Origin of the sequence: Natrinema longum (assembly GCF_017352095.1) — an archaeon.
In the GTDB taxonomy this organism is placed as follows: Archaea; Halobacteriota; Halobacteria; order Halobacteriales; family Natrialbaceae; genus Natrinema; species Natrinema longum.
Map to the genome: position 1 here is coordinate 1,597,456 of NZ_CP071463.1, position 13,364 is coordinate 1,610,819.

Genomic DNA, 13,364 nt, shown 5'->3' on the forward strand with positions numbered 1-13,364 from the left:
ATGTGAACTCGTTGGAGCCAACCCTGAACGGATTCGAACCGCGACCGGTGACGCCATGTGGTGGAACGACGGGCAGACACCGCGACGGAGTCTCGTGACGAGCGCGCGGCGCGTCGATCCGCCCGCCCTCGAGCCGAGTTGGACGTGTCGGGCCGCGACGACGCAACCGCGTTCGATCCGCGTTAAACGGGGGACAAACCCGCGAAAACGTCCGTCAAATGGCTTCAAATACCCGAAACTCGAGGTCACGGCATCCCCCCTTCAAGGGGAGGCAGCCACCGAGAGTCGGATGCGAGCTATGAAACGAACAACGCTCATCGCAGTCGCACTGGCGGCACTGATCGCGGCGACCGGCTTCGCTGCCGCAGCGCCCGGAAACGCACCCGTCTCCGTCGACACGGGCGCGGATAGTACCGACGAACAGCAGGCGAACGGACACGCCGACGACAAGCGGGCAAACGGGAACGCCGACGAACGCGACGATCGAAGCGAGAACGGCGCAGCTGCCGACGAACGAAACGGACAGGGACCGAACGTCGATCTCCCTGACCAGGTCCCCGATCACGTCTCCGCTGTCCACGACCGGATTTCCTCGTTCGTGAGCGGGACCCTCGACGGCTCGCTCGGTGACGCAGTCAGCGACGTCACCCCGGGTGACGAGGACGAAGCCGAGAGCGACGACGAAGCCGACGACGAAACGGCTGAGGATAGTACCGACGACACCAACGAAAGCGACGAGCAGACCGATGACGAGCAGACTGACGACGAGCAGACTGACGACGAGCAGACCGATGACGAGCAGACCGATGACGAGCAGACCGACGACGGCAACGAATCGGACGACACCGACGAGTAACCCGACAACCCCACCAATCCATGCTCCCACTCGCTGGGCCGATCGGGCTCGAGGATCGGCTCCTGACGTTCGCCGTGAGCCTGCTGGTTGGGGGCGGTGCCCTCCACGCAGGGACCCACATCGTCTCGGACGCCCGAACCTACGGCCACGCGGTGTTGACCGCGCTACTTGGCGCGGTGGTCTGGGCGCTCCTCGAGCCGATCCCGCTGCTGGGCGGGCTGTTGGCGATCGTCGCGTGGATCGGGGTCGTCAAGTGGCGATATCGGCTGGGCTGGCTCCGCTCCGTCGGAGTCGGCGTCGCCGCCTGGGCGGCCGCCGTGGTCGTCCTCGCCGCCCTCGAGTTGCTCGGCATCGGCTCGGTCTCGGCACTCGGCGTGCCGGGTGCCTGAGTCGACTCCTCGCTGACGCATCCCTCCACCGACACCACTCCCGCTGACGCATCCCTCCACCGATAACAGCTCCGAGAGCGAGTCCGAAGACGACATGTAACTACCACCTTCGCTCGATCCGAGCAGTCGAAAACGGACCGGTCGAGTATGACACAATCTATATCTATCCGCGAAAGAGATACGTAGGAGATGGCTCCTTTCACCGGATCTCTCGTTGCCTTCCTCGTCGCACTACTTGTCGGCGGATTGGCTATTTTCATCAGCGCGAAGCTCGTCGTCGGTGTCGACGACTATTCGCACGCGGTTGTCACAGGTCTTCTCGGTGCAGTCGCATGGGCGCTGACCTCGTGGATACCGCTACTTGGCCCGATCATCGCACTGATCGCCTGGGTCTGGGTCATCAAGTGGCGCTACCCCGGCGACTGGGGGACAGCCGCAGTCATCGGAATCGTCGCCTGGCTCGCCGCGCTCGGCATCCTCTTCGTCCTCAACAGCGTCCTCGGGCTCGGCGTCGGCGCGTTCGGCGTCCCCGGCGCGTAGCGGTCTCCAGTCGATAGCATCCGACCGGTATTCGACGCAAATCGAGGCAAACCCAGTCGACCGACTATCCAGTTACCGAGGCGAGGCCGTCACCGATCGATCGTGATGTAGAGACAAACGATACTGACGTCGCGGTCGCGGTGACACTCCTCGTCGGCCCAACGGGTGCTGCGACGGCACAGCCAGCCCAGGGTCCCCCGGACGACCTCCCGGAGCCAGTTCCGGCGTTCGTCTCCGACGGACTCGGAGCGATAACCGACTTCATCGACGGCGCTGTCGACTTCCTCGGTGACATCGTTCGGGGACTCACCCCCGCCGGTAACGCAGTCGGATCGAGCGATTTCGTCCTATGATAACTGGTTGATCATTTCTGGAAAGAGTCGTCGAATATGACGCCATAGTGGCTTTATAGCCCCATCTACGACTTTCGCATGTTTTAAGCGAGGTGGCAAGTACGAATTCGTATGAACGGTCGCGCCGGCTTGACGGCCGTCGTCGTCGCGGTACTCCTCCTCGGAACGGGACCAGTGGGAACCGCCACTGGAGCGACGGCCACCGGACAGCCACAACCGAATCCGTTTGCACTCCAGCAGGACCAGCTCGACGCGGACGAAGTCCGGATGGACGTCGCAGTCCAGCCAAACGGAAGCGCCGAGTGGACCCTCGAGTTCTGGGTCCAACTCGACGACGACGAGAGCGAGACGTCGTTCGAATCGCTGCGAGCGGACATTCGGGACGACCCGGGGAACTACACCGGGACGTTCGCCGACCGCATGAACGAGACGGTCGCGACGGCGAGCGACGCGACGGGCCGAGAGATGTCCGCGACGGAGTACAGCGTGGATACCGAACGACAGTCGTTCGCCCGCGAGTACGGCGTCGTCAGATACACGTTTCGCTGGCACGGGTTCGCTGCCCTCGAGGGCGAGGAACTCAGAGCGGGCGATGCCATCGAGGGGATTTACCTCGACGACGGGACGCGATTGCTGATCGAGTGGCCGGAAGAATACGAGCGAGCGTCGGTCACGCCCGATCCGGACGACGAACGCGATCACGCAGTGATCTGGCGGGGCGGCGAGACCGACTTCGTCTCGTCGGAGCCGCGGGTCGTCGTCACCGCGGCGGGAAGCGGACCGAACACGGCGGCGATCGCGGTGGCGGCGATCGTCGCGGTCGGCCTCGGTGCCTTCGGCGTGTGGTGGTACCGCAACCGTCCGTCGACGGGGAGCCAAACGGCCAGCGGAGACGGGACGGCCGATCGCGGCTCCGGCCCCGAACCCACGTCCGGTTCCAGTTCCACGGCGTCGGGGACGGGGACGAGCGGCGGGGCGACGGGAGAGTCGGCGGCAGCCGGCGCAACCGGACCACCCGACATGGACCTGCTCAGCAACGAAGAGCAGGTCCTCCGCCTCGTCAGGGACAACGGCGGCCGACTGAAACAACAGGCAGTCGTCGAGGAACTGGGCTGGACCGACGCGAAGACCAGCAAAGTCGTCAGCGGACTGCGCGAGGACGGGGACCTCGAGTCGTTCCGGCTCGGTCGCGAAAACGTGCTCTCGCTGCCCGAGGCGGACGACGGGGCCGCGACGAACACCGGCGGTGACGAGACGGAATGAGGCCGGTTCGTCGAGACGGGAGTGGCGACGGGACGACGGACCTCAAAATCATCGAAATCGACGGACGGGACCGGATCGAAAATCGCGTTGAATGGCGTTAATCGTCGTTGAACCCGGACCATCGTCTCGAGCGTATATCAGGACGCAAATACAACACCCGACCAATGAACCGAACCACCTCGATCACACTGACGGCGCTTCTCGTCGCCGCGATGGTCGCAGTTCCCATCGCCGCGGCGAGCGTCGTCTCGAGTGGAGCCGTACAGGACGATCCCGAACCGGATGAGGGGGCCGAATCGATCGAACCCGGCGAGCAGCTCAGCGCCGCCGTCGGCGTTCAGAACGCCGAACTCGAGGGCGACGTCTCGGAGCGGGCCTTCGGCGTGAGGATCGCAAACGCCGAGAACAACGAGACGAAGGCGGCCGTCGTCGCCGAGCAGTTCGCGGAGAGCGAACGGCGTCTGGGGACGCTCGAGGCCAGACTCGCGGAGCTGAACGAGTCCCGGACGGCGGGCGAGCTCAGCGAGGGTCGCTATCGCGCGGAGGTCGCCAAAACCGTCGCCGAGATGCGGACGATCGAGCGGCAGGCGGCACTCGCAGAGCGGACTGCGGCGGAGTTGCCTGACGGCGCGCTCGCCGACCGTAGGGTCGACCGCGAGTCGATCCGAACGCTGCGAGAGCGAGCGGGCGAACTCGGCGGGCCGGAGACCGCGGCGGTCGCGCGGTCGATCGCCGGCGACGACGTCGGCCGTGCCGTCGGGGCCGATCGGCCGCCCGTCGGAGCCGACCAGACGCCGAACGGGGCTCCCGATACCGGATCGCGACCGGACGATGCGGGGAGACCGGATAACGCGAGCAGCTCCGGACCGCCCCGAAACGGAATCTGATTCGGGTGGCGTTTCTCGAGGCCGTGGTCGAGAAACGCCACCGTCGTCCGCCCACGTTCGAGCTGGGCTCGAGCTAACAGCGTTCTGACGCGATATCCACGAGGCAGTCGAACACCGCCTCGTTGGCAGCGCCGACGAACCAGGTCGGCCCCGTCTCCGTCCGGAGTCCGCTTTCCGCCGCGAAGCGTTCGCCGAGGAGTTGCTCCTCGCGGTCCGGCCGATAGCAGACGATCCCGTCCAGTCGGCCCCGAGCGAGCAGACCCCAGTGGACCGTCGGACTCCAGCTCTCGAGGCGGCGCTTGCAGCGGTCCTCGAGTGCCCGGTTGATCGACGCGGAGACCGAGCGGTGGTCGGCGTGTCGTTTCACGTCGTGGCCGATCACCGAGACGGCGGTCGCCGTCGACGGCTCGGCGTCGCTCGTCGCCCGGACGGGGCGGCCGTTGTATCGAACGCCGTCACCGTCCCGTGCCACGTACAGGTCGTCGAGCAACGGGACGTACACGACCCCGAGAACGGGGTCGTCCGCGGCGAGGACGGTGATCGCCGTCGCGAACGACGGAAGTCCCGACTCGAAGTTGTTCGTCCCGTCGAGCGGATCGACGAGCCACTCGTACGTGCCGGTTCCTTCGTGGACGCCCGACTCCTCGGCCTCGATCCGATGCTCCGGAAACCGGGAGCGGATCACGTCGAGTATCCGTCGCTCCGCGTCCGTATCGGCGCTCGATTTCACGTCGTGTTCGAAGCGCCGGGCCGTCGTGTTCTCCGAGCGGTATGCCTCGCGCAGGAACGCCCCGCCCGCCCGGCACGCGTCGATCGCAGTCCGTTCGATCTCGCCAAGAGAGCCGTCCATACCACCGTCAGCGGGTAGCGACCGTAATGTGCGTTGTGTTTTCGTGGCATCGCCATCGCGACGGTCGCGTGAAGCCATCGGTCGACGGCCGTCTCGAGCGTGGCCAGTTCTCGCCGGCTCTCCGTGTGATTTTTGTCCCGGCTGGGCCACGAGGGGGGTATGACCGACCAGCAGACCGTCGCCGAATTCGTCGACACGCACGACCTCGAGACGCCCCCCGCCTACCGGCTGCTCGATCTCGTCTCGGAGGTCGGCGAACTCGCGAAGGACGCGAACACCTCGACCGGCTACGGCGACGCGCCGGCCGACCTCGAGATCGCATCGGACGAACTCGGGGACGCGCTGTTCGCACTCCTAGCGCTGGCCGATTCCCTCGAGACCGACGCCACCGCGGCGCTCGCGGAGTCACTCGAGAAGTACGAAACGCGCATGAACGACGCCGAAACGCCCGGATCCGGGGAGTAACTGGAGGTACGGCTCGGCTCCCGGCCGACGCTTACGGTGCGATCTCCGGCGTCACGTCGAACACGGCCGCTGCCGCGTCGCGGACGGCCTCGAGCGCGTCCGGCGGGGCATAGACCCCGAGCCGCCAGATCTCTCGCGCGCAGGCGTCGAGCCCCGCGACCAACGACGAGCGGTCCTCGAGCCGTCGCAACTCGCCATCCACGACGATCCGCGCCCTGGACTCGGGCGAGGTCGGTTCGGCGGGGCTGTCGACGACGACGGCGGTCGGATCGACGCCGGCGGTCTCGGCGATCTCGCGCTCGAGGGCCCGCGTTCGGTCGTACTCGAGCCCGCGGAACCGGTCGGGAACGTCCTCACGGCGGGCCCAGATCGCCCGCTTGTAGAGGCGACGCTCGCGGAGCCGCGTCGCGACGTCGGCCGTCGGCTCGTGGTCGGCGAGCGTCGCGAGCAGTTCCTCGTCGGTCAGCCGGGCGAATCGCTCGGGAGCGACGACGCCGTCGGAGAGGACTCGCTCGCTCGCGCGATCGAGCATCGCGCCCGCGATTCGGGAGACGTGGTGGCGGTAGACGGTCGCGTTCATCAACGTGCGGGCGATCAGCGCGCTCTCGGCGCTGGCGACGTTCCCGGACTCGAGGGCGAGCGTTCCGTCGACGATCCGGAGCGCGTAGACCAGCCGGTCGTGGTCGATCGTCCCGTAGGGAACGCCGGTGTGGTGGGCGTCCCGGACGAGGTAGTCCATGCGATCGACGTCGAGGGCACCGGAGACGAGTTCGCCCAGCGGGCCGCGACCGTCGACGGTCGCCGCGACGGCGTCGGGATCGAGCCCCTGGTCCACGAGGACGGTCCCGAGTTCGGTCTCCGAGAGGAGCCACCCGATTTCGTCGTGGTGGCGGCCGAGATGGCGTTCGATCGCCGGCTCGGTCTGGTGACCGAAGGGGCCGTGACCCACGTCGTGGACGAGCGCCGCGGCGCGAAGGCGCTCGGAGAGGTCGGCCCCGAGTCCGAGTTGCTCGACCGCTCGCGAGGCGAGATGGTAGACGCCGAGGCTGTGTTCGAACCGGGTGTGGTTCGCCGAAGGGTAGACCAGCTGAACCGTCCCCAGCTGTCGAACGTAGCGGAGCCGCTGGATCGGGGCCGTGTCCATGATCGCCGCCGCGGTCGGATCGACCTCGATGTAGCCGTGGATACTGTCCTTGATCGTCGTCATGACCGAACACTCGTGTGAGCGGTCCCTTAGGAACGATGGTTCGCGGAGGCAACCGGCTCACTGAGAGCGATCGATGCGGACGGCATCCGATTCACGGAGACCGATTGATGCGGACGACACCCGGTTCGCGAAGCACGACTGGGTCGCGGCGGGATCGCAAAGAGCGGTCGATCGCCGGCTCACAACACGTCGCGCTCGAGTTGGCGGTAGGTCTCCTCGATCGATCCCGAGTTGTCGAGGACGACGTGCTCGCGCTCGAGCGGGTCGAACGCCTCCCGAAGGTGCAGGTACTGTTCGTAATCGGCGTCGCTGACGGTCCCCGATCGGCTCTCGAGTCGCTCCTCGACGACCGCCTCCTCGCACGTCACGTGGACGAACAGCGACTCGGCGGCCGTCGTCTCCGCGATGGCGGCCGCATCGTCGCGCCGGGGGCGCGAGCGAAACGTCGCGTCGAGAACGACGTTCGTCCCCGCCTCGAGATCGGCCCGCGCACGCTCGAGCAGCGTCTCGTAGGTCTCCGCCGTCTCCGCGTCGGTGTAGTTGGGCTCGGGAAACAGTTGCTTGCGGATCCGGTCGCTCCGATAGCGGTGGGCGGGGAGTTGCTCCGCGGTGTAGCCGGAGGCGAGCGACTTTCCGACCCCAGGGAGTCCACAGTAGACGATCAGCCTCGGACGGTCCATGGCTACGCGTCGGTCGTGGTGGTACTAAAATCCGGTCAGTACGGAACCGACGGGACGTGCTGTCCGTTGCTTCCGGCGAAACACGAGTTCGGAGCCGGCTCAGGTCACCGAGCGAGCGACTCGATCAGCCGCTGTGGGAGTCCGAGGAGCAGCTCGCGTACCCCCATGGGCTCGTCGTCGGAGCGAAGGCGGGAACGGACCCGCTGACTGAACAGTTCGACGGAGATGATCAACAGGAAGATACACAGCAGCGTCGCCATCGCGTTGGTGAACTGGAACAGCCCCTGCTGAACGTCGAGGATCTCCCCGAGCCCGCCGGCTCCGATGATCCCCAGGGAGACGGCGACCCGAACGTTGATCTCGAGGATGTACAGCGTCCAGGCGACGAACGACGTTCGGACCTGGCTCAACATCCCGAACACGATGACCTGTGGCCGGCTCGCACCCGTCGTCTGCATCGCCTCGATCGGGCCGTCCTCGATCTCCTCGAGTTCGTCGGTGAACAGTCGTCCGAGGTTGCCGATCGTGTCCGTCCCGACGGCGAGCAGCGCTGCCAGCGGCGTCAGCCCGACCAGCGGGATGTAGATCAGTGCCCACACGAGTGCCGGAATCGACCGGATGCCAGACATCGTGCTGCGGAACAGGAAATTAAACGGGAACGGGATCACGCGCTCGGAGCCGAGCACGCCAAACACCAGTGCCAGCGGAAAGCCAAGGACCGTTCCGGCGAAGCCGATCGCCAGCGTGACCCCTGCCTCGCCGAAGATCGAGAAGATCCCGAGACTGCTCCCGAAGAGGAACCCGATCGGATCGGTCAGGAGGGCCTGAAAGCTCGCCGGATCGAAGATGAGGTTCCGGTCGGAGATGAACGCCCAGTACTGCTGGACGTCGAGGAACGGGATCCAGCCAGCGTACAGCGTGATCGGGAAGAAATCCCGGAGCGATTTGGCGAAGAAGTCCCACTGGTAGCTCTCGGTGAAGAAATCGACCGCGCTGAGCGCCTGGACGAAGAGAAAGCCGACGACGAGAACGACCGCCGCGGCCCCGGCCGCTCGCGCACGGCGCGCCTGCCGGATTCGCTCGAGCCGGTCGACGACGCCCGACGGGGCGTCCGTTCGTTCGGGTGACGTTTCGCCGCTCATCAGAGGGCCTCCTCCTGTTCGAGAGTGGACGGACCGTCGTCGTGTGCGTCGTCGTCGTCCGCCAGTACGACCATTCCCTCGGTATCGATATCGCCGTAGATGTCGTCGATCGCGTCGATCGTCAGTTCGTCGCGGTAGCCGTCGAACACCTTCGTCCCGTCCCGGAGGCCGATGAATCGCTGGCCGAACTTCCGGGCGAGATTGACCTGGTGGAGACTCACCATGGCGGTCAGCCCGCGATCGGCGGCGGCAGTTCGGAGATAGTTCATCACTTGCTGTGCACTGCCCGGATCCAGGCTCGCGACCGGCTCGTCGGCGAGCAAGACGTTTGGCTGCTGGACGAGCGCACGAGCGATCCCGACGCGTTGTTGCTGGCCGCCGCTCATCTGGCGTGCCTTCTGCTGGGCCTCGTCGAGGAGACCGACGGTCTCGAGGGCCTCGAGCGCGCGGAGCTTCTCGTCGCGGTCTTGCAGCCGGAAGAGGCTATCGAAGAACCCGTTTCGGCTCATCGACCCCGTGAGCGCGTTCGAGTACGCGCTCATCTGTCCGATGATGTTGTGGCTCTGGAAGATCATCGCGATATCGTCTCGCGGGCTCGTGATCGGGACGCCGTCGACCGATACGGTGCCGCTGGTCGGGGCCGTGAGCCCGTTGAGACACCGCAGCAGCGTCGATTTCCCCGATCCGGAGACGCCGAGCACGACGACGAATTCACCGTCGGGAATCTCGAAGGAGACGTCGTCGAGGGCGACGGTGTCGCCGTACTCTTTTGTTAGGCTTTCGACTGATATCTCACTCATTGATAGTGGGAGCGTGATTCGGGCGCGTTACGAAATGTCTTCGAATTCGAGTCCGAGTTCGTCGAGGACCTTCTGGATGGGCTCGTAGTCCTCGTGACTGCCTTCGACGACGTTGGAGAACCAGAGCTCCTCGCCCTCGTAGTCGTCGTCGTGGCTGAGGTCCTCGGCGTTGAGGATCGCCTCCTCGACGTCCTCGCGGATCGGATCGTCCCAGTTCGAGCGGGCCATGATCGGAGCCCGCGGAAGCGGATCGGAGACCGCCAGCAACTGCAGTTCCTGGTCCGCAGTGCCCGCGTTCTCGTACTCCGCGGAGAGTTCGACGAAGTCCTCGGACATCTCGTCGAACTGTTCTTTCGGAACGTTGGCTGCCGTCGAGAACGCACCGGTCGTCGCCGCCGCGACGTCGGGGTTGTTGATCAGCTGTTCGGCTGCCGTGGTGTGATCCGAGTGCTGGGCCTCGAAGTCGACCGGATCGCCGTCCGGCGCGGACCCGGTGTCCAGTCCGGCGTTCTTGAGCATCGTCATCGGCACGAGCGTCCCCGAGACGGAGAGCTGTGCCCCCATCGAAACCGTCTCCCCTTCGAGGTCGGACAGTTCCTCGATGCCGCTGTCCGGCATGGTCGTGATCAGCGAGAAGTACTGTGCGGCCCCGTATGCGACGCGAACCCCCACGACGTCGGCGACGTTACTACCTGCGACGGCGGCCGACGGTGACGTATCGGCGAGATGGGCCCGGTCGCTCCGAATGGCCTGCAGCGTCGCCGCGTAACTGCTCGCCCGATCGAGACTGACCGTGACGTCGACCTCGGATTCGATGTGGTCGACCAACGGCTGGTACTGCGATCGAATGTCGACGTCCGACTCCGCGGGGTTGAGAATCATCGTGATCTCGGTACTGGAACTGGTACTCCCCGTATCCCCCAGACACCCCGCGGCCAACCCCGCGAGGCCGACGGCCCCACTCGAGCGCAGGAAAGTTCGACGCGTTTTGCTTCGGTCATCCGTCATGCGAGCCATATCTCCGGAGTTAAACTTCAGCCACAAATAACTTTGTAAACGAAGTACTGTTCGCTATATTCGTCACATGAATTCTCTGTACTCCCATCGATCAGCGTCTCGGACCGCCAGCGTGGTGAGTCGGGAGCGACGGCGTCGGTCGCCCAGCCCCTGTCCAGTACCGAGCCGTCACCGTCGATCCAACGACCGGAAACGGTCACGAGTTGTCGACAAACATCATATTTAGATATAGTTTCTAAATAGAATAGGTTACGAAGCGAGTATCCGGGATCGGCTGTGGCGATGCCTCGGGATCGACCAGTCGAAGCTCCTCTCATCGATCGGATCCGTCGACGAGCAATTTCACTGCAGCGACTGCGGAGCCGTCGCATCACCAGTCTACGGTTCGCAGTCGACTCGATGCTGTGCATCGGGACTCGATTCCGAGCCGTTTCGATGACGGAAAACCACCGAGATACCCGATAACGCCGTGAAACTCCGCCTGAGAAGAGTGGCTAGGGGACTATAGCAGATCCAGGTCGAATCCTGTAGTCGAATGATAACTGATCATATAGTAGTCAATAACAATAATGTGTATTATACTTTTAACGAGGCGGCTATCCCGGCGTCGTCCGCCGTTCACGCTGCCATCGGGATTACCTAACGCGATCACCGTTCGAAGCATCGAGTAGCACCCGATCGCTGCCGGTCTCGAGCGCGTCGTGACGACCGTGCCGAAGCAGCGTGGATTACACACGTATGATAGTAAAGGAGTGCTGGCCGACCCCTCGAAGGGTCGCGATAGCTGCGAGCCATTCCACGTCCGCCGGCGGGGAAGGCCACCGGGTGGTTGCTCACGGCTCGGGGAACTCGACTCCCTCGACGCGAATGATCTCGGCCTCGATGTCCTCGAACAGCGCGCCCCACGCGCCGATCGAAATCCCGGCGGCGATCGCCGGCACTCATCCCGGACTGCAAGCGCTTGAGGGGAACCTCGAGTATCTTCATCACCCGGCGGTTCGGGTTGAGCGCGCTGCCGGGATCCTGATGGATGATCTGGAGCGACCGTCGGATCTCGTCGTGGGGAATGTCGACGTCGTCGCGGCCATCCTTCGCGTCCCAGATGTCCTGTCCGCGGTACCGGACGCTCCCACCGGTCGGTCGCTGAAGGCCGATCCGCCACGACGGGTTCAGCGCGAACGGACGGGTCGGGTAGGGAAACGGGAGGGCTATTGTGACCGGCGCTTGCACTGCCACAGGACGATTGCGAGGCCGAGTCCAGTGAGTCCGAGGATCCCGAAGACGACCATCGATACCGCGAACGTCCCCTCGAATCGGTCCTCGAGTACCATCGCGACCGCGTTCAGGGCGGCCATCAGTGTGACGACCACGAGCACGAGATAGAAGTACGGGGCATACGCGGAGATGACGTCCCAGACCCCATCGTACGTGTTCATCGCTTCACCACCGATCGCTAAATCGTCCGTGAAGACACAGTTAGCCGTGTTCACCGTTAAAACATGCCGCACGCGTCCGCGACGGAACTGAACGGACCACGACCGACAGCCGTTTTCGGCCCGATTCGAGGACGATCCGGTTCGGTTCCGTCGCTGGGTTACGGGACGAACGGCGCGAGCAACGGCTCCCGAGCCACCAGGAGAACGACGTTGTTGCTCGCGAAGAGGACATACATGACGACGACGGACATCACGAAGCCGACGTCGAACGGGGTCGGCAGAAGCAAACCGATCACGATGACGAGTCCAGCGTAGATGAGCGCGGCGAGAACCACGCCGACGACTCCGAAGACATCGTGAAGGAAGACCGTCACGGGATTGATCTCGGTGGCATACGGGACGGAGAAAAACAGGATCGTCGCGACGAGATCGACGAACCAGACGCCGAAGAACGCGGTCCGCAGTCCGGGAGACCCCGGTCGATTCAATCCTCGGTCGGGCGCGATTGCAGTCACCATACGATACCGGACGGGATCCGAAGGGGTAGGAGTGCTACTTGCGGATTATGGCAGTGTGGATCGGTACCGATGTTCGAGGGACCGACTCGTCGCGTCGGCCCGCGGTTCGGAATCGGTGACGACGGGGCCACCCCGGACAGCGGTCGACCGCGCAGTCCTAACGGAGTGGACAGGGCGGACGTGGTCAGTCTCCGAACGCCGGCCCGTCGACGGATGCCGACCGGAGACGTCGATACGCGAGTAGTTCGTCGCCGCGGACGACGGCAAGCAGGGTATCCCCTTCCGCGATCTCGTCGAAGCGCGCGGTCGGAACGACGATCTGATCGACGACCGCATCGCCATCCTCGAGCAGGACGACGACGTGCCGGCCGTCGACGATCCGATCGACGACGCCGACGTACCGGGTCGCTCCGTCGGGCCGCTCGCCGATGGCTACTCGGCTCGAGGACGACCCGGACGAAACGTCGTCCCGGTCGACTCGCGCAGCCGACTCGCCGGGACGTGCACTACCGCTCGCGGCAGCACCGATCGTTCCCGAGATACCGATCACGACAGCTTGCAAGACCGTTCGCCGCGACAGTGGATCCGAGTCCGACATACCGCCGTTGGCCGCGGATTGTCGGATAAATCCTCGGACGGCGCGTCGGGTCGACTGGGTCTCGTTCGATTCCGTTCCGACGGCTGTTCCACACGTAGAACGACCCAAACACCGATAGATGGAGCTACACACAAGTTATTCGACAATAATTTCGAGGTCGAATCGAAGGCAAGAACCGGCGACGGTGAGCGGACGAGAGATCTCGAGACGCTGCCGGCCAGAGCGGCTTTTGGGCCCACAACCGACGATCTCGTTAGAGGGAGCAGCGAACTCTTACGCCGGTCCCGTGCACGATTTCGTCCACGAAGAATCCCATAATAGGATGGATTTCCTATACAGTAGGGATATGAATATGTAACCGGA

The 13,364-nt window shown here is 64.8% G+C and carries 16 protein-coding genes; 7 read left to right on the forward strand and 9 right to left on the reverse strand.

The genetic code is table 11. The features are described from left to right. The first annotated feature begins 298 nt into the window (after nt 1-298). The 6 genes from J0X27_RS07955 to J0X27_RS07980 all read left to right on the forward strand — a co-directional run bounded on the left by J0X27_RS07955 (nt 299) and on the right by J0X27_RS07980 (nt 4,288). A complete protein-coding gene (locus J0X27_RS07955) occupies nt 299-856 on the forward strand; it encodes a hypothetical protein (protein ID WP_207271824.1) in 558 nt (185 codons plus the stop codon). 20 nt (nt 857-876) lie between these two features. Further along, nucleotides 877-1,245, forward strand: coding sequence for a hypothetical protein (locus J0X27_RS07960; RefSeq protein ID WP_207271825.1), 369 nt, complete (start codon nt 877-879; stop codon nt 1,243-1,245). A gap of 189 nt (nt 1,246-1,434) precedes the next feature. After that, the gene (locus tag J0X27_RS07965) at nt 1,435-1,785 is read left to right on the forward strand and encodes a hypothetical protein (protein ID WP_207271826.1); all 351 of its coding nucleotides are present in this window, start codon (nt 1,435-1,437) and stop codon (nt 1,783-1,785) included. 140 nt (nt 1,786-1,925) lie between these two features. After that, on the forward strand, nt 1,926-2,138 hold the full coding sequence (locus J0X27_RS07970) for a hypothetical protein (protein WP_224214615.1): 213 nt from the start codon (nt 1,926-1,928) through the stop codon (nt 2,136-2,138). Between the two features lie 111 nt (nt 2,139-2,249). Further along, nucleotides 2,250-3,401, forward strand: a complete 1,152-nt coding sequence (locus tag J0X27_RS07975) for a helix-turn-helix transcriptional regulator (protein ID WP_207271827.1) — start codon at nt 2,250-2,252, stop codon at nt 3,399-3,401. A gap of 164 nt (nt 3,402-3,565) precedes the next feature. Continuing rightward, on the forward strand, nt 3,566-4,288 hold the full coding sequence (locus tag J0X27_RS07980; protein ID WP_207271828.1) for a hypothetical protein: 723 nt from the start codon (nt 3,566-3,568) through the stop codon (nt 4,286-4,288). A gap of 73 nt (nt 4,289-4,361) precedes the next feature. Here the strand turns inward: J0X27_RS07980 and J0X27_RS07985 are convergent, their stop codons facing one another. Next, a complete protein-coding gene (locus J0X27_RS07985) occupies nt 4,362-5,138 on the reverse strand; it encodes an inositol monophosphatase family protein (protein ID WP_207271829.1) in 777 nt (258 codons plus the stop codon). 159 nt (nt 5,139-5,297) lie between these two features. Between J0X27_RS07985 and J0X27_RS07990 the strand changes: the two genes are divergently transcribed. Then, nucleotides 5,298-5,603 carry a MazG-like family protein gene (locus J0X27_RS07990; RefSeq protein ID WP_207271830.1) on the forward strand — a complete coding sequence of 102 codons (306 nt, stop codon included), beginning with the start codon at nt 5,298-5,300 and terminating at the stop codon, nt 5,601-5,603. A 31-nt stretch (nt 5,604-5,634) separates the two neighbouring features. Here the strand turns inward: J0X27_RS07990 and J0X27_RS07995 are convergent, their stop codons facing one another. The 8 genes from J0X27_RS07995 to J0X27_RS08030 form a co-directional block, all read right to left on the reverse strand. Further along, entirely contained in the window at nt 5,635-6,810 is a 1,176-nt protein-coding gene (locus J0X27_RS07995) for an HD domain-containing protein (RefSeq protein WP_207271831.1), read from the reverse strand. A 179-nt stretch (nt 6,811-6,989) separates the two neighbouring features. After that, nucleotides 6,990-7,490 carry a P-loop nucleotide/nucleoside kinase family protein gene (locus tag J0X27_RS08000; protein ID WP_207271832.1) on the reverse strand — a complete coding sequence of 167 codons (501 nt, stop codon included), beginning with the start codon at nt 7,488-7,490 and terminating at the stop codon, nt 6,990-6,992. A gap of 104 nt (nt 7,491-7,594) precedes the next feature. After that, on the reverse strand, nt 7,595-8,632 hold the full coding sequence (phnE, locus tag J0X27_RS08005; RefSeq protein WP_207271833.1) for a phosphonate ABC transporter, permease protein PhnE: 1,038 nt from the start codon (nt 8,630-8,632) through the stop codon (nt 7,595-7,597). Continuing rightward, nucleotides 8,632-9,432, reverse strand: coding sequence for a phosphonate ABC transporter ATP-binding protein (locus J0X27_RS08010; protein WP_207271834.1), 801 nt, complete (start codon nt 9,430-9,432; stop codon nt 8,632-8,634). Before J0X27_RS08010 ends, phnE begins: the two co-directional genes overlap by 1 nt. Before the next feature lie 27 nt (nt 9,433-9,459). Further along, nucleotides 9,460-10,440, reverse strand: coding sequence for a substrate-binding domain-containing protein (locus J0X27_RS08015; protein ID WP_224214614.1), 981 nt, complete (start codon nt 10,438-10,440; stop codon nt 9,460-9,462). A gap of 1,217 nt (nt 10,441-11,657) precedes the next feature. Then, nucleotides 11,658-11,885 (reverse strand): hypothetical protein, encoded by a 228-nt coding sequence (locus J0X27_RS08020; protein WP_207271836.1) that lies wholly within the window; start codon nt 11,883-11,885, stop codon nt 11,658-11,660. A gap of 158 nt (nt 11,886-12,043) precedes the next feature. Further along, nucleotides 12,044-12,403: a hypothetical protein gene (locus J0X27_RS08025; RefSeq protein WP_207271837.1), complete on the reverse strand. Its 360-nt coding sequence runs from the start codon at nt 12,401-12,403 to the stop codon at nt 12,044-12,046. Nucleotides 12,404-12,587: 184 nt separating this feature from the next. Next, nucleotides 12,588-13,001 carry a hypothetical protein gene (locus tag J0X27_RS08030; RefSeq protein ID WP_207271838.1) on the reverse strand — a complete coding sequence of 138 codons (414 nt, stop codon included), beginning with the start codon at nt 12,999-13,001 and terminating at the stop codon, nt 12,588-12,590. Between the last annotated feature and the right edge of the window lie 363 nt (nt 13,002-13,364).